This window comes from Clostridium ljungdahlii DSM 13528 (genome assembly GCF_000143685.1).
Classification (GTDB): Bacteria; Bacillota; Clostridia; order Clostridiales; family Clostridiaceae; genus Clostridium_B; species Clostridium_B ljungdahlii.
In genome coordinates, this window is the sequence record NC_014328.1 from 4,013,455 (window position 1) to 4,037,139 (window position 23,685).

22 protein-coding genes and 2 riboswitches are annotated in these 23,685 nt (G+C 30.4%); of the genes, 5 read left to right on the forward strand and 17 right to left on the reverse strand.

What is annotated here, in order from left to right; genetic code table 11:
• Positions 1-13 precede the first annotated feature (13 nt).
• The gene (locus tag CLJU_RS18230; protein ID WP_013240311.1) at positions 14-1,639 is read right to left on the reverse strand and encodes a triple tyrosine motif-containing protein; all 1,626 of its coding nucleotides are present in this window, start codon (positions 1,637-1,639) and stop codon (positions 14-16) included.
• A 185-nt stretch (positions 1,640-1,824) separates the two neighbouring features.
• Positions 1,825-1,920, forward strand: a riboswitch (guanidine-I (ykkC/yxkD leader).
• Between the two features lie 105 nt (positions 1,921-2,025).
• Here CLJU_RS18230 and CLJU_RS18235 point away from each other — a divergent pair.
• From CLJU_RS18235 to CLJU_RS18250, 4 genes are all read left to right on the forward strand, one after another.
• Positions 2,026-2,346 (forward strand): DMT family transporter, encoded by a 321-nt coding sequence (locus CLJU_RS18235; protein ID WP_013236852.1) that lies wholly within the window; start codon positions 2,026-2,028, stop codon positions 2,344-2,346.
• 109 nt (positions 2,347-2,455) lie between these two features.
• A complete protein-coding gene (locus CLJU_RS18240; protein WP_013236853.1) occupies positions 2,456-3,163 on the forward strand; it encodes a B3/B4 domain-containing protein in 708 nt (235 codons plus the stop codon).
• Positions 3,164-3,263: 100 nt separating this feature from the next.
• A complete protein-coding gene (locus CLJU_RS18245; RefSeq protein ID WP_041704986.1) occupies positions 3,264-3,953 on the forward strand; it encodes a radical SAM protein in 690 nt (229 codons plus the stop codon).
• 114 nt (positions 3,954-4,067) lie between these two features.
• Positions 4,068-4,556, forward strand: coding sequence for a pyridoxamine 5'-phosphate oxidase family protein (locus CLJU_RS18250; RefSeq protein WP_013236855.1), 489 nt, complete (start codon positions 4,068-4,070; stop codon positions 4,554-4,556).
• A gap of 178 nt (positions 4,557-4,734) precedes the next feature.
• On the opposite strand, the gene CLJU_RS18255 is transcribed toward CLJU_RS18250, so the two are convergent.
• The 5 genes from CLJU_RS18255 to CLJU_RS18275 form a co-directional block, all read right to left on the reverse strand.
• Positions 4,735-5,907, reverse strand: coding sequence for an IS110 family RNA-guided transposase (locus tag CLJU_RS18255; protein WP_013236856.1), 1,173 nt, complete (start codon positions 5,905-5,907; stop codon positions 4,735-4,737).
• Positions 5,908-6,220: 313 nt separating this feature from the next.
• Positions 6,221-6,613 carry a triple tyrosine motif-containing protein gene (locus tag CLJU_RS18260; protein WP_013240312.1) on the reverse strand — a complete coding sequence of 131 codons (393 nt, stop codon included), beginning with the start codon at positions 6,611-6,613 and terminating at the stop codon, positions 6,221-6,223.
• 209 nt (positions 6,614-6,822) lie between these two features.
• Positions 6,823-7,266 (reverse strand): YaiI/YqxD family protein, encoded by a 444-nt coding sequence (locus CLJU_RS18265; protein WP_013240313.1) that lies wholly within the window; start codon positions 7,264-7,266, stop codon positions 6,823-6,825.
• A gap of 39 nt (positions 7,267-7,305) precedes the next feature.
• Positions 7,306-7,506 (reverse strand): hypothetical protein, encoded by a 201-nt coding sequence (locus CLJU_RS18270; RefSeq protein ID WP_013240314.1) that lies wholly within the window; start codon positions 7,504-7,506, stop codon positions 7,306-7,308.
• Positions 7,507-7,727: 221 nt separating this feature from the next.
• Positions 7,728-8,120, reverse strand: coding sequence for a pyridoxamine 5'-phosphate oxidase family protein (locus tag CLJU_RS18275; RefSeq protein WP_013240315.1), 393 nt, complete (start codon positions 8,118-8,120; stop codon positions 7,728-7,730).
• Between the two features lie 134 nt (positions 8,121-8,254).
• Here CLJU_RS18275 and CLJU_RS18280 point away from each other — a divergent pair, with 134 nt between their 5' ends.
• Complete coding sequence (locus CLJU_RS18280) at positions 8,255-8,590, forward strand: winged helix-turn-helix transcriptional regulator (protein ID WP_013240316.1); 336 nt, start codon at positions 8,255-8,257, stop codon at positions 8,588-8,590.
• A gap of 187 nt (positions 8,591-8,777) precedes the next feature.
• Here CLJU_RS18280 and CLJU_RS18285 read toward each other — a convergent pair whose 3' ends face one another.
• From CLJU_RS18285 to CLJU_RS18330, 11 genes are all read right to left on the reverse strand, one after another.
• Entirely contained in the window at positions 8,778-10,130 is a 1,353-nt protein-coding gene (locus CLJU_RS18285; protein ID WP_013240317.1) for a glucose-6-phosphate isomerase, read from the reverse strand.
• Between the two features lie 207 nt (positions 10,131-10,337).
• Positions 10,338-11,489 carry a methyl-accepting chemotaxis protein gene (locus CLJU_RS18290; protein WP_013240318.1) on the reverse strand — a complete coding sequence of 384 codons (1,152 nt, stop codon included), beginning with the start codon at positions 11,487-11,489 and terminating at the stop codon, positions 10,338-10,340.
• A gap of 364 nt (positions 11,490-11,853) precedes the next feature.
• Positions 11,854-12,015, reverse strand: coding sequence for a GTP-binding protein (locus tag CLJU_RS23230; RefSeq protein WP_341349913.1), 162 nt, complete (start codon positions 12,013-12,015; stop codon positions 11,854-11,856).
• 79 nt (positions 12,016-12,094) lie between these two features.
• A complete protein-coding gene (gene tetA(P), locus CLJU_RS18295) occupies positions 12,095-13,324 on the reverse strand; it encodes a tetracycline efflux MFS transporter TetA(P) (RefSeq protein WP_013240320.1) in 1,230 nt (409 codons plus the stop codon).
• Between the two features lie 908 nt (positions 13,325-14,232).
• Positions 14,233-15,765 carry a glutamine-hydrolyzing GMP synthase gene (guaA, locus tag CLJU_RS18300; RefSeq protein WP_013240321.1) on the reverse strand — a complete coding sequence of 511 codons (1,533 nt, stop codon included), beginning with the start codon at positions 15,763-15,765 and terminating at the stop codon, positions 14,233-14,235.
• Positions 15,766-15,856: 91 nt separating this feature from the next.
• Positions 15,857-17,311, reverse strand: a complete 1,455-nt coding sequence (gene guaB, locus CLJU_RS18305) for an IMP dehydrogenase (protein ID WP_013240322.1) — start codon at positions 17,309-17,311, stop codon at positions 15,857-15,859.
• 113 nt (positions 17,312-17,424) lie between these two features.
• Positions 17,425-17,522, reverse strand: a riboswitch (purine riboswitch).
• Between the two features lie 253 nt (positions 17,523-17,775).
• Positions 17,776-19,410 (reverse strand): chaperonin GroEL, encoded by a 1,635-nt coding sequence (gene groL / locus CLJU_RS18310; RefSeq protein WP_013240323.1) that lies wholly within the window; start codon positions 19,408-19,410, stop codon positions 17,776-17,778.
• Positions 19,411-19,476: 66 nt separating this feature from the next.
• The gene (gene groES, locus CLJU_RS18315) at positions 19,477-19,761 is read right to left on the reverse strand and encodes a co-chaperone GroES (protein ID WP_013240324.1); all 285 of its coding nucleotides are present in this window, start codon (positions 19,759-19,761) and stop codon (positions 19,477-19,479) included.
• Between the two features lie 335 nt (positions 19,762-20,096).
• Positions 20,097-20,813 (reverse strand): TVP38/TMEM64 family protein, encoded by a 717-nt coding sequence (locus tag CLJU_RS18320; RefSeq protein WP_013240325.1) that lies wholly within the window; start codon positions 20,811-20,813, stop codon positions 20,097-20,099.
• Between the two features lie 178 nt (positions 20,814-20,991).
• Positions 20,992-22,479: a 4Fe-4S dicluster domain-containing protein gene (locus tag CLJU_RS18325; protein ID WP_013240326.1), complete on the reverse strand. Its 1,488-nt coding sequence runs from the start codon at positions 22,477-22,479 to the stop codon at positions 20,992-20,994.
• 229 nt (positions 22,480-22,708) lie between these two features.
• Complete coding sequence (locus CLJU_RS18330) at positions 22,709-23,617, reverse strand: DNA-3-methyladenine glycosylase family protein (protein ID WP_013240327.1); 909 nt, start codon at positions 23,615-23,617, stop codon at positions 22,709-22,711.
• Between the last annotated feature and the right edge of the window lie 68 nt (positions 23,618-23,685).

Below are 23,685 nucleotides of genomic sequence, written 5' to 3' on the forward strand. Positions count from 1 at the left end.
ACTTTATAGCTATTCAATTAACTTTAAAGGAAAATATGGTATAATCTTCATAAAACACTTTATTGTACTGACTTTTACTAAGTACAAGCACTTTATATTCGTCTTTTTCAAAGGGAATAAATGTATAGTAATTTTTTTTACTATAGTTTTGAACTAAATTCCAATCCCCTTTCTCCATTATATAAAATTCATATAGTACATCTTTACCTCCTTCACTATGAGCTGTAAATATAACTGATTTATTACATAAAAAATCTGCATTGTCACAGGTTATTCTCGTATTTGTTACAGGTAGTGCTTCATTTACTTTAATTGTAACTTCTTTTTTGCAATCAAATTCTCTGGTCCCTTTAACATTCTTTGCAAGTATATCCACCTTATATCTACCACTGTATTTTGGCGTAAACACATAGGTCTTTTCTCTCACAAAATCCGTCTCTTCCACCTGGTGATTATTTATACTAAGCACATACTTCATAAGCACATTTGTAGTATTTTGAACTATACAATTTATAGAAATTTTATCTCCTACTAAATAATACTCCCTTAATGGATACAGCACATAATCAATTGCAGCAGGTATATAGCTTAGAACCGTTATATTTATTATAGAATGACAGTCATATTCTCTCTTTGAATATTTATCTTTTACTCTAACTTCCAGCTCATAATTTCCTTCTTTTTTAGGAATAAATTTCATGTGTTTATTTTTACAATAATTTATTTTATATAACTCTGCTGCCTTTTCCCTCATTATAAATGAGTATCTAAGGTCTACTCCTCCTGATGCTTCTACCTCTACATTAATATTTTCATTTATTAACACATGATCATTTTTATCCATTAAAACTTTTTCAATTTTTACAGGTTCATCGCTTCTCTCATCTATAACATAATTTAAATGTTCCATAGCCTCATAACTTCCCTGAAAGGATTTATCCTTCACCATCAAAGTTATCTTGTAATCTCCTGGCGCCTTACTTTCCCAAACATAACTATTAGAATGAGTATATCCAGAATCCTCGCTGGATTTTCCATAAATTATATACCTGTATAAAACATCTCTTCCACCTATAGTTTCCGACTTTAAAGTTACTTTTGTCCCACATAATTGTGGATAATTTATATCTGTAATAAAATTTTTTATATAAATTTTACTGTACTTTTTAACTTCAAAATTAAGCATAGCCCTATCGTCAAATTTATTTTGGGAGTACATATCTTTTACCATACACAAGAGCTTGTACTCACCGCTCTTATGTTCCACATAACTTACTGTCCTCTTGGTAGAATAATTTTGTATACACTGTACCTGTCCATTAGAACTTATTTTAAAAAATTTATAAAGTATAGTTCTATCTACATCATACTGTGCATCTACTTGAAAAGTAAGTTCAGAATCTACTAAAATTTCTCCAGTCAGGCACTTAAAATCCATTATCTTAATTTCTTTTAGAGGAAACACCTGAAATTCTTCAATTTTAAAGTCATCATATTTGTTTTTTGAATCTACATTTTTACATTCTACTAGTATTTCACATTTTCCATCACTTTTAACTGTCCAGGAAAGCGTATTTTCAGCACAATAGTCTTTTATCATTTCCCATTCATCTTTTATCTTTATCCAGTATCTAAACATAAGAGACCAGCTATGAGAAGTCAATAGATTTTATAAAAAAATTTGTAATATGTTTAAAATATATAAATACTTTAATTCGCAAGAGTAAGATTTTGCGAATTAAAAATATTAACTTGATTTAAACCCACTACTATGCTAAATTAGATTTATAAGTTGTAACTTATAAATTATAAAAAAGTTTATATATTTGAGTTTTCTAGGGTTCCGCAGTTTGTAACTGGCTGGTCCGAGAGGAAGCGCACATTTAATTGTGTACACGGAAGGATAAAAGCCTGGGAGATATTTTTGTAATATTTCCTTAGGCTTTTTGTTTTATTTTCTTTTAAATAAGCCATGAAATATTACTATACTAATCTTAATTAATAAAATTTAGGGAGGTAAAGTTTATGGAATGGATTTATTTAGTTATAGCAGGTTTTTTCGAAATAAGCTGGGCAATAGGGCTGAAGTACTCGCAGGGATTTACAAAAATATTACCTAGCATCCTAACTGTTATAGGAATGATTGCAAGCTTCTATTTTTTATCATTGTCTTTAAAAAGATTACCATTAGGCAATGCATATGCAATTTGGACAGGGATAGGAACTGTTGGCACTGTAGTGTTAGGTGTTATTTTATTTAAAGAACCAATTAATGTAATGCGTATGAGTTGTATTGTATTTATAGTTCTTGGAATCGTTGGTTTAAAATTAATATCAATAGACTAATAATTGTATATAGCTTATAAATAACAAAAATAAATATAATTTTAATTAAAGAAAAGTGATAAGAAGAAAATATGCAGTTATTTAGCTTTAATATGAAGGAGGAATTTTAATGAAAAAGTTTGTTATTGAAGATGATTTTTGGAGTCTGTTTCCAGGTGCAAGGATAGGAATTATAGTTTGTCATGGCATAGATAACTTTATAAAAGATGAAGATCAATACAAGAATATGATTAGTAAGTCAGAAAAGGAAGCATTAAAATATTTGGAGAATGTAGAATTCAGCAGCAATGAAGTCATAAAAGTATGGAGAGAAGCCTTCCAAAAGTTTAAAACAAAGAAAGGTGCAAGATCATCTATTGAAGCATTGTTAAAACGAGTTGATAAAGGAACTCATATAGGAACTATTAATCCGCTAGTTGATATTTACAATTCTATTTCTTTAACATATGCATTGCCTTGTGGTGGAGAGGATATGGATAAATTTGCTGGTGATATAAGATTGACTAAGGCAGTTGGAGATGAAAGCTTTATTACATTAGGAACAGATGAGAGTGCACTACCATATGAAGGTGAAATAGTATATAAAGATAACGAAGGAGCAATTTGCAGATGTTTTAATTGGCGTGAATCAGTAAGAACAATGCTCACTGAAAATACAAGGAATGCTTTTTTGTGCATTGAATTAGTTGATGAGAGAAGAGTTAAAGATTTTGAGAATGCTTTAAAAGATTTAGCAAAAATAGTACAGGATAATTTAGGTGGAACGTGCAAGATTTCAATTCTTGATATTAACAATAAAGAAGTATTAATAGATTAATTTGAGGTTAAAGGTCTAAATGACCTTTAACGAGTAACTCGTGAGCGAAAGCGGTCAGGATTGCTTGTCCCATGGTTATACGAAAGGAGAAAAAAAGGTAATGAGTGGTTTTAGTTATAAAGATATTTATATGGAAGATGGAAGAAGGGTACTGGAGATTAATGTACTTCCAGAAAAGTATTGTAATTTTGATTGCATATTTTGTCCTATTGGAAGGTCGAAAAATAAGGTAGATACAAAAATGTCATTTGATGAAATAGACAGCTCATTGATTGAACTTGGAAACAGGATAGAAAGTACAAAAGCAGAATTAGTTTTTATTAACTCAAAAGGAGAAGCCTTAGTAAATGATAAAATTGGTGATATTATTGACTTTATCAAAGACAAAGGTTTGCCTGTAAGACTACTTTCTAATGGATATTTACTAGGTAGAGATGAATATATGAAAATTGCTAATAAATGTGATGAGGTTGTTGGAGAAATAAAAATAATAACAGAAGAAGGCTTTCAAAAAGTTCAAAGACCTATTGAAGGATATACATTAGCAGAATATATTTCAAACATGGTTTCTTTTAATAAACAATACAAAGGAAAATTTATATTTGAAATTACTATCATTAAAGGCTATAACGATGATGAAGAATCAATTGAGAAGATAAAAAATATTATTAAAGCAATATCTCCTGACAAAATAATTGTAGCAAGAATGGAAGATGAAAAATTTAAGAAAAAACTTGGTATAAATGATGAACGATTTGAGGAAATTTCAAGTACATTATTAAATATTTAGTAATGCTAATATATTATATTTTTATAAAACGTCGTAAGTGTAAATTGTAATATTTAATCAAGAATTGCAGTAAATGATAAGAAATAAAATAGCGAAAGAATTAGAGGTGTAATTATGTTTAGAGATATGAGAAGAAAAAAACAATTATTATCCAAAGAAGAGACAATTGAAATTCTAAAGTTATGTACATCTGGCGTCTTAGGTGTAATTGGTGACGATGATTATCCATATACCGTTCCAATAAGTTATGTTTTTAAAGACGGCAAACTATTTATGCATGGTGCAAAACAAGGGCATAAGATTGACAGCATTAAAAGGAATGATAAAGTGACATTTTGTGTTATAGAAAAAGACGAAGTAATACAAAAAACTTTTACTACCCATTTTCGGAGTGTTTCCATATTTGGCAGAGCAAGGATTCTTACAAACGATTCCGATAGGAGATATGCCATTGAAAGTTTAGTTGAAAAATATTCACCTGACTATATTAAAGAAGGGCAGCAAGAAATTGAAAGAGAATGGAATAGAGTATGTTTAATTGAAGTCAAAATCGAACATATGACAGGTAAGGCAGCTATAGAAATTGTTAATAGTAATAAATAAACCAGTTCGTATTATTCTTATTTTGTTTACTAATAAAAAGGCAGAGTTATGCCTTTTTTATTTTATATGAAGATTAAAAACGAATAATAAGAAAGTATTTTGAGCAAAGCAAATAAACTATTAAAATAATTAATAGTTAAAATTTTACATAAAACTATTAGTCTAGTTATAATATTGCTTAGTTAATAGGGACATAATCCTTGTTATCTCTCATAACAGCAAAAACAATGCGTGTTAATTTATTAGCTGTAGCTCCTATTGCAACTAAGTGATGTTTACCCTCACTTCGTTTTTTATTATAATATTCATTAAGAGGACTGTCATGTAAGACACATGTTGAAGCAGATAAAAATAAGGCACGTCTAAGATACGGTGAACCTCTTTTGGACATTTTATTGTTATTAGATAGAAATTGTCCTGATTGCTTAACAGTAGGATCAATGCCAGCATAAGCTACAAGACTAGAAGAGTTTTTAAAACGTTTAATATCACCAATTTCACTAAGAATAATAGCAGCAGTTACGGAACCAATTCCAGGAATAGTTGTTAGATGGCAGTCAAATTTACTATAATAAAACTCAATTTCTGAATCTAGAGATTTCATTTGTTTTTCAAGGAATAGTATTTGACTAATAAGTTGTTTTATTTGAAATTTAAAAGCTTTTTTAGCTATCTTAATGCCAAAGGTATTTTTAGCTGCATTTTGAATCTCATCAGCCTTATTAAAACCAAGTCTTCCCTTACTTTTTGTTTTCAATAGTTTAGTTAAATCATTTATATCCAATTCTAATATTCCTTCTGGAGTTTGGCATTTTTCGAGAACAGCTTTAGAACTTGCACCCCAAATATCAGAAAATAGTTTATCATATTCAGGGAAAATTTGGTCAAGTACTGTAATTATTCTGCATTTAAGTTCAGAAATTTCAGTAGTTAAAGAAAGTTTATATCTGCAAAGCTGTCTTAGAGCAAGAAGTTTATCATCACAAAGTTTTGTATTAGTAAATTTACCAAATCTAATAACTTCAGCAATTATAAAAGAATCTTTCGTATCGTTTTTAGTTTTACGAATATACAAATTTCTAAAACTATCTGATTGAATAGGATTAATAACGTTTATCTCATATCCCTTTGTTAGTAAAAATGAATATAATGACAGCCAATAATGCCCCGTAGCTTCAAGTCCAAATATAACTTTAGAATTGCCAGTATATTTTTTTATATGTTCAATTAATTTATTTCCACCGCTATGGGAATTAGCAAACTTTATAGATTTGCCGATTATGGAGCCAGTATCATCAATAATAGTAGCTTCATGATTATTCTTACCAATATCAACACCAACAATATACATAAAAAGTCACCTTCATTTAAAAGATTATTTAGATAGAATCCTCTCATCTATGCAAGTTACAGCCTAGTTCGATATACGAAAAATTGTAAAAATACAATTGACATCCAGCTCATACGCAACATCTCGCAAAGAAGAGGCAGCAGTCTCTGCTCCGAGGTCAAAAAGCCTCATGGGGGTGAGCGTAAACCTCTATCTATACGAGAATATTGTCTCAAAAGATGAGTTATTAAACAATAGTTATATAAATGAACTTTAGAACTATAAAGATGTTATATAGATTAAAGTTTTAGGCAGGAAAACTATTATTTAATGTTTACATGTTTATCATACTAGGCATTTTAGATGTACTAACTGTTATATTTAATTTATCCCCTAATTTCAATTTCTTCTTATCCATATGTACAGCAGTTATTAGTTTTTCCTCTACTTTCCCTATTACATAGTCCATCCTAGATACATAATCAAAACTTTTACTTCCATTTACCTTTTTAGCTTGTACCATTAATATATACTTTCCTTCATTCTTCGGAATCCACTCTACATTCTCACTTTCTGTAAAGTCTTTTAACACACTCCATGTTCCATTGCATCCAATCATATACTTATAAACAAGTTTTTCCTTTAAGTTATTATATATATTTATAATGATTTTTGATTTTTGCTTCTGTGGACTTTCTAGATTACAGCTTATAGCAAGTTCATTCATCTACATCATCCCCCATGTAAAATAATATTCCTAGGCATTAATTCCCATAAATTTATTATACTATAGTTCCATATTTTGTAATAGTATTTTTTGTATATTCCCATTACAATTTAGCAATAGTAAGACTTAATTAAACTAAAAAATGCTCCCTTTAAAAATAAATTATTTTAAAAGGAGTATCCTATTCTCATTTGTAAAAATTATCTACACTAATTATCCCTACACCTGTATATTAATTTAAGTAAATTTTTTTCAAGTCTCTCATCATCTTGTTTTGTCCTTTTCTTAGGGTTGAAAGTTTTTCCCCCTGACCTTCTTATTTTTGAAGATATATGTCTTTCAAAAAGAAGTTGGTCCATATTATTATCATCATATATATACCCTTTAGGATTTATAGCATAGGCCTTTTTGCCCAAAGCCATGGCTGCCACTCCATAATCCTGACTTATAACTATATCTCCACTTTCAACTTTATTTATAAGAACCATATCTACACTTTGAAATCCACCATCCACGTATTTAATAATACTATAATTGCTATTTAAAACATGATTTATATCGCAGTACATTATAACTTCCACATTATTTTCTCTAGCAACCTTTTCTATTATAGACTTTCCAGGACAGGCATCTGCATCTACTAATATTTTCATCTAATCCACAACGTATAATTTTACGTATTTTCTCCTTTACTATTGATTTCTTTTTTGTCCCATTTTTCCGAAGGTAATCTTTAGCAAAAGCATAAGTCCTCCAAGGCATCCACCTGACAATAAAGAAATGCCAATAATTTTAAAAACTGATCCTAAATTTTTATCCTGCAGGTTAATAAAATATAACACAAAGAATATAAGTGTAAATATTACAAATCTTTTTATAAAATACTTTTTCAAATAACTTCCCCCTACACCTATAAAAATATATTACAACACTTCCTATTATATATTATATTTACACATTTAACAGATAATTTATAAAAATATTTCTAGGGTTTCTAAGCAAAAATAAATTTATACTCCAAATATTTAATATAATTTCAAAAAAAACATGATCGCAAAGCAATAAGCCTTGCGATCTTTTCTTTTTCATCAATTTAAAATGATTTGATATCAAATCAAAACTTAATTTCCTTAGGTGCATCTATGAAAGATGATATAGTAGCTGTGGCATCCTTGAGGTAAAAAACTTGACAGTTGCCATCATCAGCTTTATACATTTTCTGGAGTGATGGGTATGCATCCAACATATGCTGTCTTGCTTCTACTCTATCATCCTCAACAGCAACAGCTTCCACTCGAATCCATTTACCATCTGCCATACCACAGATTTCAATTTTCGGATTTGCCTTCATTTGTTTTGATACATTTTTGACCTTGCCGGTTTGAATATAAAGTTTATTTTCAAAAATATCCGCCGTGCCAAAAGGACGAACTCTCGGCTGATTACCTTCAACAGTTGCCAAATAATATGTTTCGCATTTTTTCAAGAACTTACAAACTTCTTCCATAAATACTTCCTCCATTCCTTTTAGTGATTGACTTTCAATCTACTTTTCTATATTATTAAATCATAGTACGATACAATATTCAAGTACAACTTTTTAATATAGTAAGTATCAAATAGATACTAAAGGAGGAATTTATGCACGAGGATTTATTTGGAATTTGTCCATATGTGACGGCACAAAAATTGCTTACAGGAAAATGGACATTGCTCATTATGCACCACTTAAGCGTAAAAACAATGCGCTTTAATGAACTCCAAAGAACGCTTCCCAATTTGACACAGGCTACCCTGACAAAGCAGTTACGCATGATGGAAAAGAACGGCCTAATTATCAGAACAGTATACAACCAAATACCACCAAAGGTAGAGTATTCACTCAGTGAGTTGGGCGATCATTTTAAACCCGTTTTGGATGCACTCCAGATATGGGGAAACGAATATATTGATTATCTTAAAAGCAATAGCTATTAATGTTCAACATTATAACCATAAATTTAATAATAAAGGCCGCTTTCTGAAGTTTTTCCAGTCATTTTTCAAAACTTGAATTTAAAAAATCTCAAGCACTTCTATTTTAAAAATTGGGTGGAAAAACTTAGTTATAGGTTTTCTAATTGAAATTTGCTATTATATGAAGTCCACCTTCAAACTAGAAACTCTATATCTGTTTTTCAAGTTCTAATTTCATATTTTCATAACCAGGTTTTCCAAGGAGTGCAAACATATTTTTCTTGTATTTTTCAACACCAGGTTGATCAAAAGGGTTTATTCCCATAAGATAGCCGCTTACAGCACATGACTTCTCAAAAAAATACACCATATATCCAAAATAATATGCTGTTAATTCAGGTACATTTAATACTATACAAGGTACATTTCCATCGCTATGAGCTAAGACTGTACCTTTAAAGGCTTGATGATTTACAAAATCCATAGTTTTTCCTGCAATAAAATTCAATCCATCAAGGTTTCCTTCATCTGATTTTATTGTAATCTCTTTTCTTGGTTTCTCAACATTTATAAAGGTTTCAATTAAACTTCTAAATCCATCTTGTATATATTGTCCCATAGAATGAAGATCTGTTGAAAAATCTACTGCTGCTGGAAATATTCCTCTATTATCTTTTCCTTCACTCTCCCCATACAGCTGTTTCCACCATTCTCCAAAATAATGCAAACATGGTTCAAAATTAGCTAATATTTCTACAGATTTACCCTTTCTTTGCAAAATATTTCTCACTGCTGCATATTTATAGGCATCATTTTTATCTAACTTTGGATTTCCATAGACAATAACCGCATCTGCAGCACCTTGCATTAATTGATCTATATTAATTCCAGCTACAGCTATTGGAAGCATACCTACTGCTGTAAGTACAGAAAATCTTCCTCCAACATCATCTGGAATTACAAAGGTTTCATATCCTTCCATATCTGCCAGAGACTTTAGTGCACCTTTTTTCTTATCAGTTGTAGCAAATATTCTCTCTTTTGCTCCCTCACGTCCATATTTATTTTCAAGTAATTCCCTAAGCATTCTAAATGCTATTGCAGGTTCTGTTGTAGTACCTGATTTGGATATTACATCAACAGATATGTCTTTTTCCTCTATAATTTCCATAAAATCTGCCATATAAGTTGAACTTATGTTATTTCCCAGATAATATATTGCAGGGCCACCTCTTTTTTCTCTAGGCAAATTATTATAGAAAGTATGACTTAACATTTCTATAGCTGCTCTAGCTCCCAGATAAGATCCACCTATTCCTACGACTACAAGGACATCAGAATTGTCTCTAATTTTTTTTGCACATTTTTTTATTCTCTCAAATTCTTCTCTATCATAATTTAGAGGTAAACCAATCCATCCTGTAAATTCACCGCCTATCCCTGTTTTCTTATGGAGCATTTCATGAGCCTGATTTATAAAAGGGTCCATGGCTTCTATCTCATAATTTTTTAAATAATTCTCACATTTGCTCAAATCCAAGTTTAAACATCCTTTAAACATATCCTACCTCCATAATTGTATATCTATAAAATAGTTTATACTAAAAACCTTAAAAAATTAATAAATTTTCATTTTATTTTTACTTTTTATCTCTTAATATATATTAATTTTCTTTATTACATTATTTATTAATGTGTTGCATATTAAAAGTGTATCACAACCATATACTGTTATGATACACTTTCAAATACAATTTTATAATATTCTTTACAATTTTTGTGCAATTTTATTTAATTCTGCTGACATAGAACTCAATTCTTGTATACTCGCCGTAATCTCTTCTGTAGCAGAAGCTTGTTCTTGACTTTCTGCTAGAGAACCCTGACTTTTTTCACGAGTTTCATCAACTTTCTGTTTGATGCTATCAGTTAATTTCTTAATTTGTGGAACTGTATCTTTTGATTGTTTAGACAATTTTCTTATCTGCTGTGCAACAACTTCAAAACCTTTTCCGCTTTCCCCTGCTCTAGCTGACTCTATAGAAGCATTCAAGCCAAGCATATTTGTTTCATCAGCAATATTTTTTATAAATACTGATACCTTATTAATTTCTTCGGACAAATTTATTACTTCCTTAATACCATTATTAAGATCCATTTCATTTGAGTGTATGTTTGTTGCAGATACAGATAACTGTTCAATTGCAGAAGCAATTCCAGAAATGCCACTTTCAAGATTAGCAGACATATCTCTTAGATCGCTTGCAACCTTTTTGGGAATAACTATTCCCAATGTGGCCACAATTTCATTTGAATTTTCTTCATCGAACAATGGTAAACATGTAACTAAAGCAGGAACTCCATACTTTGAACTATCAAGTTCTACTGTAACTTGCTTTTTCTTGTCTATAACCTCTTTTGCAATGTCGCCTTCTACTAATTTATATCCTACAGTTACAGCAGGCATATCAAACTGTTTTGAGGCTTGTCTGTATGCTACTTTGTGTAAATCAGTCATATAGATAAAAGCTCCTTCTGGAAACATTTCAGATAAAACAGGTGCAAAATTATTAAAGGATCTTGCTACAGGATGAAGCTTTGGAAATACAATTGAAAGTGCTCCAACAACTTTTCCACTTTCATCAACTAAAGGTTCTGCAACTACTTTTAATCTTAAGCCATAAAGCGATCTAGGAACATTTTCTGTCAATGTTCTGTTTTCTTTCATTGCTTTTCCTGATATGCTATTTGGATTTAATTTATCCCCAACCTGAAACATATCCAAATCAAATTGTTTTGATGCTTTTCTCCATGTAAATGTGTTTTCTTCAATAATCAAATATAGCACTCCACCAGGTATCATGTCTAATTGCAATTCTAATATAGCTTTTAACTGTTCCAGCATATTTATGGAAATCATAATAAATCCCTTCCTTTCTACCCCAATTATAAAATATTTGCAAATTTGTGTACTAATTTGAGTTATAATTATTTATTATGTCACAATTTAAATAATTGTATGTTTTCAGTATATTATAAAAACTCAATTATATCAATTACTAATGTACCTTATTAAGGCTTAATTTGTTTTGTCTTTTTAGGTAAATTTACCCATACATACAAAAATAGAGTTCTGTACAACTTCTTTAAAACGTATTTCTTCATCACTCCATTTTTACTAATATTAAATTTAAATATATATATATTATTCCCATACAATAAAATTATTTAAATAAATTTCTCTGCTTCCTTCTTCATCTATCTTTTGTAATCTAACTATTTTATTAGACACCATTTTTTATTTCTTTAAAAACTTTATTACAATTTGCTCCTACTCTATCTACTTTATTTATAAAAATTATTGTAGGAATTTTTAAAGCCTTTAATGTGTTGAATAATATTTCCATATGTGATTGAATCCCTTCTACTGCAAATATAACTAATATAGTTCCATCTAAAACACTTAAAGAAGGTTGTACTTAAAAAACAAGATCTGCATGTCATGGGGTGTCGATAATATTTACTTTAACATACATCTTTTTTATATATTGTTAAAGAAACAATATATAATATTAATACTGGTGTCATCAACAATGAAGTGCATGCTATACCAATGCTTATAGAAATCTTTGTAGCTATAATTCCAATAATTGGTCCACCTATAATTTGTCCTAAAGCATTGATTTGTCCATTCATAGAAAGTATGGTTGCCCTTGCATTATCATCTATATGACTATTTAACCATGCATTAAGTATAGGCTCATTTATAGTTTTAAACATATTTGTTGATAAATAGGCTATTAACATTAATTTAAAGTTCTTTGTAAGTGCAAACACTAACATAAATGATATATAAAATATGTTTGTGACTAATAATATTTTTCCACTTTGGTTTTTATCCTCTTTTTCCAGCTTTCTTGCTATAAACTGCATTGCTAGAGCACTTAATATCATTCCTGCAATACCAAATATACCAAACCAAGTTACGGACTGAAGATTTCCAAGCTTAGGAAGTGTAGTATCCTGTAGAAAATGTGCATTGGAAAGTCTGTCATATCCTTCGCTAGATAAACCATAAAATAAAGTTACAGAAATTAAAACTATCATTATGGCTTTACTTTTTACAAATTTCAAACCAGATTTAAAGGTATATCCCATCTTTTTAAAAGTATTTAAATCTTCAGGGGCAGATGGCTTAAAATTGTTTTCTGGCATATACAATGCTAAAAATAGTGAAAAAATTACAAATAAACATCCACTGACTATAATAGGCAATCTTACTGATAAATTACCTATTATGGTACTTAGTATTATTCCAATAACTGCTCCTATTTGTCCTGCTTGTGCTCCTTTTATATATACCTTATCTAAGTCCTTCACTTTTTCTTCTTCTGCAATCCATGCATCAACAGATCCACTGATAAATGTTGAGCCTAATCCCCATATTATCTGTGCTGCAAGGACAAAGACAAAACTAGAAATTGATCCTTCTAAAATAAATCCCAATCCTGTCAAAATTGCGCCAATAACAATTGATAACTTACGGCTATATACATCTGCAACTATACCTGTAGGAATTTCAAATAGAAAACATGCTGCTTCTAACGTAGTTCCTACAAGGATAAGCTGAAGTGGATTTAAATGAACCTTTTCAATGTGGTACACTATCATAACTGTGCCCACCAATGAAAAACACATTGCTGTAATAGCTGAAAATAATAAATAAATTTTATATGCTGAAAGTTTTTTAACCATTATTTATTCACCGTCCTTATATTATGAAAAAGTTTGTTTGTACTTTGTATTCTGAATATCTTAACCATACTAATAATCTCCTTAAAAAACGAAAGGCCACAAATGAACACAAGTTCACTTACGGCCTCATAATTATATAACCTAAATATAAACATGAAATATAGGATTTTAATTTATACAACTTAATTAAGAAGTTATATAGATTAAAATCTTATACTATATTTATAAATGCAGCAAAAATAGGCATAAAAATACCGTGTTTAGAACACGGCTTTCCTATTATGCAAATTAAGGTGTAACATGCTCATTTTAATACTGATTATTTTTAAATTACACAAATAATCATGGTAAGCATTAATGATTTTAAAATTAATCCTACCACAAATAAACCCTGAGTAATTCAAGATTTTTTGATATACTTTCTAAAAATAATCCTTATTCAGTTAGTTTATTTAAAAACTACCTCTTTGCGCATATTTACAACACCTTTACATTTATATTTTTTCATGTTTATATTTGAATATATTTATATTATACATAAATTTGGTTTTTTTTCAATAGAATTATTTTATATGAATTATGACATATTCTGAATTTCAACTCCTTTTTTATCGCAATGTACTTTTATACACTTCTTAGTGTGTATTCGCTCCTCTCCTTTATCTTTATTGATATCATGAACTCATCAAACAGTTATGTATAAATCTTTTCTATCTCTAGTTTTGCTTGAATAATTGTCCCCCTTTGATGTCACCTTTTCGCATATACAAATCACCTCCTAAAATACTGCAAAAAACAGAAAAAAGTAACTAAGATATTTCTATCCTAATTACTTTTCACTAACTAACTTATTAAACTATAAATCTACGGCAACACTCTGTAAATACTGACTTAACAGTGTTTTACTTTTATTCCCATTCAATAGTAGACGGTGGTTTTGAAGTTACATCGTAAACTATTCTGTTTACTCCTTTAACTTCATTAACTATCCTTCTACTTACTTTATCCAAAACATCATATGGTATTCTTGCCCAATCGGAAGTCATGGCATCACTGGATACTACAGCCCTCAGTGCAACTGTGTAGCAGTATGTTCTTTCATCACCCATTACTCCAACAGAACGTATATTAGGAAGGCAAGCAAAATACTGCCATATCTTTTCATCTAGTCCTGCATTTGCTATTTCTTCTCTAAATATAGCATCTGCTTCTCTTGTTATTGCAAGCTTTTCTTCAGTAATTTCTCCTAAAACTCTTATTGCAAGTCCTGGTCCTGGGAAAGGCTGTCTCCAAACCAATTTATGAGGAATTCCAAGTTCTTCTCCCACAGCTCTAACTTCATCTTTAAACAATTCTCTAAGAGGTTCTATTAGTTTAAAATCCATGTCTTCTGGAAGTCCACCTACGTTATGATGGCTCTTTATAGTTGCAGAGGTTCCAAGACCACTTTCAACTACATCTGGATATATAGTGCCTTGAACTAGGAAGCTTATATCTCCTAATTTTCTAGCTTCTTCTTCAAATACCCTTATAAACTCTTCTCCTATTATCTTTCTCTTCTTTTCAGGGTCTGATACACCTTCTAATTTCCCTAAAAATCTATCTTTGGCATTTACTCTTATAAAGTTCATATCAAATTGCTTTTTAAATACATGCTCTACCTGGTCGCCTTCATCTTTTCTTAAAAGGCCATGATCTACAAATATACAGGTAAGCTGCTTCCCTACAGCCTTATGTACAAGAACTGCTGCCACGGAAGAATCAACTCCACCAGACATAGCACATATTACCTTCTTATTTCCTACTTTTTCTCTTATTAACTTTATCTTTTCACCTGCAAAGGAAGACATAGACCAATCTCCCTTTAAATTGCATACCTTAAATAAGAAGTTAGAAAGCATCCTTCTTCCAAAAGGTGTGTGTTCAACTTCAGGATGGAATTGAACTCCATATACTTTTTTATCAGTATTTTCTATTGCTGCAACAGGACATCCATTGGTCTTTGCTATTACTTTAAATCCTTTTGGAGGTTCTGATACAACATCTGTATGACTCATCCATGAGATTTGATTTTTATCTATATTAGAAAATAAAGCACTATTTGCATCAAGTTCTATCTTTGTCTTTCCATATTCCCTTACTTCTGCACTTTTAACTTTTCCACCTAATATATTACATATAAGTTGATGTCCATAGCATATGCCTAAAATAGGTACTCCTAATTTAAATATCTCCTCACTTATTCTAGGAGCATTTTCACCATACACGCTATTTGGTCCACCTGTAAATATTATTCCATTAGGATTTTTTTCCTTTATCTTATCTATAGAACAAGTATAGGGAAGTATTTCGCAGTATACATTATTTTCTCTAACTCTTCTTGCTATGAGTTGATTATATTGTCCTCCAAAATCAACTACAACAACCATCTCTTTTTCCATGAACTTCCTCCTAACCAATTATAGAAAATCATTTTATATTAAACATTACAAATACAATTATATTATAAAAACTTCTATTCGACTATAATTTTTACTGTCTAACACTGTAATTTGGAGCTTCTTTAGTCATGGAAATATCGTGTGGATGACTTTCTCTAAGTCCTGCTGAAGATTGAACTACAAAAGTAGCTTTTTCATATAAATCATTTAAAGTAGGTGCTCCTAAATATCCCATTCCTGAACGTATTCCTCCTATTAGCTGGAATACAGTATCTGCTACAGATCCTTTATAAGGAACCCTTCCTTCTACACCTTCTGGAACTAATTTTTTATTTCCTTCCTGAAAATATCTATCCTTGCTTCCACAAGCCATTGCACTTAGAGAACCCATTCCCCTATAAACTTTATAACTTCTTCCTTTATATATTTCAGTTTCACCTGGTGCTTCTTCGCAGCCTGCAAACATTGATCCCATCATAACTACTTTTGCCCCAGCAGCTAATGCCTTTACTATATCTCCTGAATACTTTATTCCACCATCTGCAATAACTGGTATACCGCATTTATTGGCTTCCTCTACGCAGTCCATTACTGCAGTAAGCTGTGGAACTCCTACTCCTGCTACTACTCTAGTAGTACATATAGATCCAGGTCCAATACCTACCTTAATTGCATCTGCACCAGATTCAATTAAATCTTTAGCAGCTTCTGCTGTTGCAATATTTCCTGCAATAATTTGTACGTTTGGATATTTTTCTTTTATGGTTTTTACTGCATCTAAAACTCCCTTAGAATGTCCGTGAGCTGTATCAACATTTAAAACATCAACTCCTACTTGTACAAGAGCATCTACTCTTTCCATCATATCTTTTGTAACTCCTACAGAAGCACCACATAAAAGCCTTCCTCTAGAGTCCTTAGCACTGTTTGGGAATCTCTTTACTTTTTCTATATCTTTTATAGTTATAAGTCCTCTTAAATTATTATCTTTATCTACTAAAGGTAGTTTTTCTATTTTACTTGTTTTTAATATTTCTTTAGCTTCTTCTATAGTAGTATCTTCTGGAGCTGTTATAAGCTTTTCTCTTGTCATAACCTCGGAAATCTTCTTATCATAGTTTGTTTCAAAAACTATATCTCTGTTAGTAATTATACCAACCAATTTCCCTTCTACGGTTATAGGTACTCCAGATATTCTATACTTACTCATAAGGCTAAGGGCATCATTTATGCTATTATCGGGTGAAAGGAAGAAAGGATCTGTTATTACTCCATTTTCCTGTCTTTTTACCTTGTCTACTTCCATAGCCTGTTCTTCTATGGTCATATTTTTATGTATTATACCTATGCCACCTTCTCTTGCCATAGCAATAGCCATTTTTGAGTCTGTAACAGTATCCATTCCTGCACTCATAAGAGGTATGTTTAACTTTATAGTCTTAGTTAAATTAGTAGCTAAAGAAACTTCTCTAGGTAAGACCTCTGATTTGTTTGGTACTAGAAGTACATCATCGAAAGTGTATGCTTTTTTTAAAATTTTTGCCAATTAAAATCACTCCTAAATTATAATATAATATATTTCTGCTTAATCATTTTTGATAAGATTTAATAAAAAAGCCATATTAAATTCCCATATGTATGCGAAATTAATATGACTTGTACCATAATAATTCCGCTCATAGTCAGAAATTTACGGCTTCCGGTAGATACTCCCTCCCTTATTGAGGGTATATATGAGCTGGACAAAAGATATTCACTTTTTACAAATTTTAATGAATTTCTATCTCTTTTAATAACTATTTACACTATTTTATTCAATTTTTTTCTTTTTGTCAATGAAAAATTCCTCATATATCTAAAATAGTCCTAAATTATATTATAGATTTCCCTTTAAATACCCCATATATACATGCATTTAAAAAACTTTCTATTATGCTGCTTAATATAAAAATTAAACCCTGCATTTACATAATGCTAGGGTTCAATTTTTCATTTATATTTGCTTTTAAATTAATACATTCCTTCCATTCCGCCCATTCCTGGTGCACCTGCTGCTGGACCTGCAGGTGCTTTTTCTGGAATATCTGCAACTGCTGCTTCTGTAGTTAAGAATGTAGCTGCTACGGATGCTGCATTTTGAAGTGCTGATCTTGTAACTTTAGTTGGATCTACAATACCTTTTTCTACCATGTTTACATATTCGCCTTTTAATGCATCATATCCAACGCCAATTTCACTATTTTTAACTTTTTCAATTATTACTGATCCTTCAACGCCGGCATTGCTTGATATCTGCCTAATTGGCTCTTCTAATGCTTTTCTTATTATGTCTATACCAACTTTTATATCTGGTACATCTGAAGTTAATTTTTCAACTTCTGGAATTGCATTTATATAAGCAGTTCCGCCTCCTGGTACCATACCTTCTTCAACACCTGCTTTTGTAGCTGCAAGTGCATCTTCTATTCTCAATTTTTTCTCTTTTAATTCAGTTTCAGTTGCTGCTCCAACTTTTACTACAGCTACTCCACCTGCAAGTTTTGCAAGTCTTTCTTGAAGTTTTTCTTTATCGAAATCTGAAGTAGTTTCTTCTATTTGAACCTTAATCTGTGATACTCTATCTGCTATAGCTTTTTTATCTCCACGTCCATTTACTATAGTAGTATTTTCTTTGTCTATCTTTACAGATTCAGCTCTTCCTAAATCTTCTAATTCAGCTTCTTTTAAATCTCTTCCTAATTCTTCTGATATTACCTGTCCTCCAGTAAGTATTGCTATATCCTGAAGCATTTCTTTTCTTCTATCACCAAATCCAGGTGCTTTTACTGCTACACAAGTAAATGTTCCTCTTAACTTATTTACAACTAAAGTTGCAAGTGCTTCTCCTTCTACATCTTCAGCTATTATAAGTAATTTCTTTCCCTGCTGAACTATTTTCTCAAGTAATGGTAATATATCTTGAATATTTGATATCTTCTTGTCTGTTATTAATATATATGGATCTTCTATTGCAGCTTCCATTTTTTCTGAATCAGTAACCATATATGGGCTTAAATAACCTCTGTCAAACTGCATACCTTCAACTACGTCTAATTCAGTTCCCATAGTTTTTGATTCTTCAACAGTTATGACACCTTCGTTGCCTACCTTTTCCATAGCATCAGCTATTAATTTACCTATTTCTTCATCAGAAGCTGATATAGCTGCAATTCTTGCTATATCTTCTTTTCCTTTTACAGTTGTTGAAATTTTCTTTATTTCTTCTACAGCCTTATCTACAGCTATCTTTATACCTTGTCTTATAAGCATTGGATTTGCTCCAGCTGTAACATTTTTTAATCCTTCTCTTATTATTGCTTGAGCAAGTAAAGTAGCTGTAGTTGTTCCATCTCCTGCTACATCATTTGTCTTTGTAGCAACTTCTTTTACAAGCTGTGCTCCCATATTTTCATATGGATCTTCTAATTCTATTTCCTTTGCTATTGTAACACCATCATTTGTTATAAGTGGTGAACCAAATTTCTTATCAAGTACTACATTTCTTCCCTTAGGTCCAAGTGTAACTTTTACTGCATTTGCTAACTTGTTTACGCCTTCTTGCATTGATTTTCTTGCATCTTCACCGAATAAAATACTTTTTGCCATAAAAAACCCTCCTTACAATTAACCGTTATATAAATACTTATTTTTTCTGTTCGAATTAATTATTAACTACTCAATTATAGCTAATATGTCATCTTGTTTTAAAATAGTGTACTCTTGTGCATCTATTTTTACTTCATTTCCAGCATATTTGGAGAATAATACCTTATCTCCTACTTTTACTTCCATTTTAACTTCTTTTCCATCTACTGTTCCACCAATTCCTACTGCCACAACTTCTGCTTCTTGTGGTTTTTCTTTAGCACTTCCCGGTAAAACAATACCGCTTTTTGTAGTTTCCTCAGCTTCTAATTTTTTAATTACGACTCTGTCTCCAAGTGGTCTAATTTTCATATAAACCCCTCCTTAAAAATATTTTAAATGTATTTAAAATTAATTTTTAGCTTTCATTGTTAGCACTCATTAATTATGAGTGCTAATACAATTATTATAATAATGAATAGTATTTATATTTTCAAATTTAAATTTACCAGTTATTAACCTATTTTACAGTAAAAATATCGATTATACTTTAATTATGTAGTTATTTCGCCTTATTACTATTAATTTCATATATATCTTTATATACAAATTCTTTATATGTAAAACCATACCTATTATTATCTTCCAATTAGGCCTTATGTATACAAAATACTTAAAATTTATTAAAAAAGCGATAAACAATACAATTAAAGTTGTTTATCGCCTTCTGAAGTTTTATTTTTTGTTATCTTAACTATTATCTTTTCTCCCTTTAACACGCCTATTACAAATAAAAGTGTCATTGTGATTCCTATTAATATAAGAACTATTTTATTTCCAGTATATATTTTTGATCCAAAATATGCTGAAATAATTACTCCAGGCAGCCTTCCTAAAGTTGAATAAAATATAAAATGTTTAAAGCTAATGTTTGATATTCCACATATATAAGCCAGAACATCCTTAGGTATTCCTGGAATTACATATAACAAAAATACTATAAAGTTTATGCTGCCTAAGTTCAACATTTTACGAAAAAATTTTAAATCTTTGTCAGATATTATTTTGTTTACAAGCGGCTTCCCATAAATTCTAGATATACTGTAAGCTGCTATGCTGCCAAAAGTTATGCCTAAAATTGATATGATACTTCCAAACAACGTTCCATATATGTATCCTCCTGCAATTTGGACAATCTCTCCAGGTATAAAAAAAGCAACTACCTGCAAAAATTGAATAAATAGAAATACTACTACTCCATATTTGCCATAGGACATAATCCAATTCTTTATTTTATTTGGATCTCTAAATATGTACATGTATTTATTGTAATATTCATATGCAACTGCAATTAATATAAACAATATAATTGCTAACACTATATAAGATCTATATTTCTTTAATACTATTTTTAGTTTTTTCAATCTATATCACCTAGTTTAATATAATTAGTATTCATTATATTCAATTGGCTCTGTTATATACTTTAAATCTTATCATAATTTTTTGTATAATTTATTAAATTTTACTTAACAATATCGGTATTCTAACTTAAAAATCAATAGGTGGAGTTAAAACTCCACCTCATGCCAAGAACTCTGTTTATCTTTCAAGGTCTACATCTTTAAATTCTTCAAGTTTTTCATTAGAAAGCACAGATTTTTTATGAGATTGTTTACTAAATTTAATCAATTGGCCTCTAGCTTTCATAGAAGAAATCATAGTAGCCGGCCCCCCAATACATCCACCTTCACACATCATTCCCTCTATAAAATTACCCGGAAGTCTCCCAATTTTAGCCGAAGTCATAGCTTTTTTTATCTCATCTTTTCCACTTACCTTTACAGGATCAAATTGAATATCTATTTTCTCTTCTCCTATATAATTTTCTATAGCCGCTGTAAGGCCTCCACCTTGTGCAAATCCTCTTCCATACACAGAGGCATCATCTATTGGCACATCTTCACAATTTTCTGGATCAACATCAAAAGCACCAAACAAAGCTGCTATTTCTTCAAAAGTCATAGCATAGTCTACTGCCCCTTTTATTGATTCTCTAGTTATCTCTGACTTTTTTGCAGTGCAAGGTCCTACAAAAACTACTACAGCATTTTTATCCTGATTTTTAATTGCTCTTGCTGCTGCAATCATTGGTGAAACCGTACCTGATATTTTTACTACTTCACCTGGAAATTCCTTTTCAATGTAACCCATGAATCCAGGACAGCATGAATTTGTCATATATTTATCCCCATTTTTCATTCTCTCTACAAATTCATTGCTTTCATTTACAGTTACAGCATCAGCCCCACAAGCTGCTTCCAATATATCTTCAAATCCTATTTTTTTAAATGCATCTTTTACCTGACCTACTGTAACTTTGCACCCAAACTGTCCTGTTATAGCAGGTGCTACTACTGCATACACTTTATTCTCACCCATAAGTGCCTTAGTTACCTCAGAAATATAGCTTCTATCTGATACAGCTCCAAATGGGCATGCTGCCATGCAAGCACCACAATTAATGCACTTTTCTTTTTCTATCATTGCCATCCTGTTTTTTGAGTTTATTTCCAAAGCTCCAGTTGGACAAGACTTTTTACAAGGCCTCATTACTTCTGCAATGGCGTTATAAGGACATACTTTTTTACACATACCACACTCTTTGCAAATATCTTGATTTATATGAGCCCTTCCATCTACCTTGGATATTGCTTTTGCCGGACATACTTCCATACATTTATGCTGTATACATCCCCTGCAAGCCTCTGTCACACGATATTTATATATAGGACATTTATCACAGGCAGCTGAAAGTACATACATTATGTATTCCCTATCTACAATTTTCTTTAGGTCCAATGTAGTATTATATGTTGGAACAAATCCTGAAGCCAAAAGAGCCCTCTCATATACAACAGCCCTTTCCTTATACACACAACATCTATACTCTTCCTTATCACCGCAAATTATTTTATAGGGTATTTTTTTCAATTCTTTTTCAGTTAATTTGTTTTCTCTTGTTAAAGAAGAAACCTCCTTTAACACCAAATACTTTAGTTTTTTTAAGGGTGTTTCAAAATCTTTCATCTTACGTTTTCCTCCTGCTACACTTTATAAACTGTTTATTTTATTATAACAGTTTTAAATATAAAATGTAACAGTAGACACAGTATATTTTATTATATAATTTCTTTTTATATACCAATACTTCTTTAATTTATTTTTAATAAATAAATTAAAACAGGTTATATTTAAAAATAATACAGATAAAGAATAGTTATTTTTTGCTGAATTTTTAGTATTTATAATATATATCCTATAACTTTATATTATTTTCCCTAACATAATAAAATAAATACTGCTGTGCAAATCCTGACAACTTGCCAAATTTGCTTATTCCAAAATCTCTTATCTTTTTTAGCGATACATCTGGTGCCAGATAAAAATAATTCATAGCTCTCTTAACCCATACATCTACAGGAAATGCAGAATATTTCTGCATAGAGAAAAGCATAATGCAATCTGATACTTTAGGACCTATACCCATAAATTTTTGAAGCTCTTTATGGCATACCTCATCCTCTTGATCTTTAATCCAATTAATATCATATTTTTCATCGTAATTTTCTTTAGTTTTAGTTCCATTATAATAAATCTTTGATACAGTATCTTTTATATATTTATTTCTAAAACCAGTTCCACAAGAAGCAAGTTCTTCTAAAGTGGCTTCCTTTAATTTATCTATTTTAGGAAAACTGTAATAAATTTTATTTTTATATTCTAAAGGCTCTCCCCATTTTTCACTTATATTTTTTATAGCCCTCTGTATCATTGGAATTCTATTATTAGCAGATATTATAAAAGAAACTATCAATTCAAAGGGATCCTGCTTTAATAATCTGATTCCTTCTCCAAATTCTATAGCTTTCTTTAAAACAGGATCTTTACTAAGTATATTTTTTATTTCATTGTAGTCCCTATACAAATCAAAATACTCTGCCCAAATTTCCTTAAAATCTTGCTGAGATGTGTTATATAAAATCACATCCTCTCCCTTTTTTTCTACCTCTATTACTTTTCCAAAACTTACACCTATATAGTTACCATTTTCTTCTCTATGCCATCTAAAACACTGCCCACATTCAAATATATGAGCTAATTCAAAATTTCGAACATTTTTTATTATAATTCCATTTTCAAAATCCTCTACATAATTAAAATCCATATTATACTTCCTTTTCTCCGTAAAATTTTTACCAAAATCGTATACTTATTTCTGATAGTATACCATTT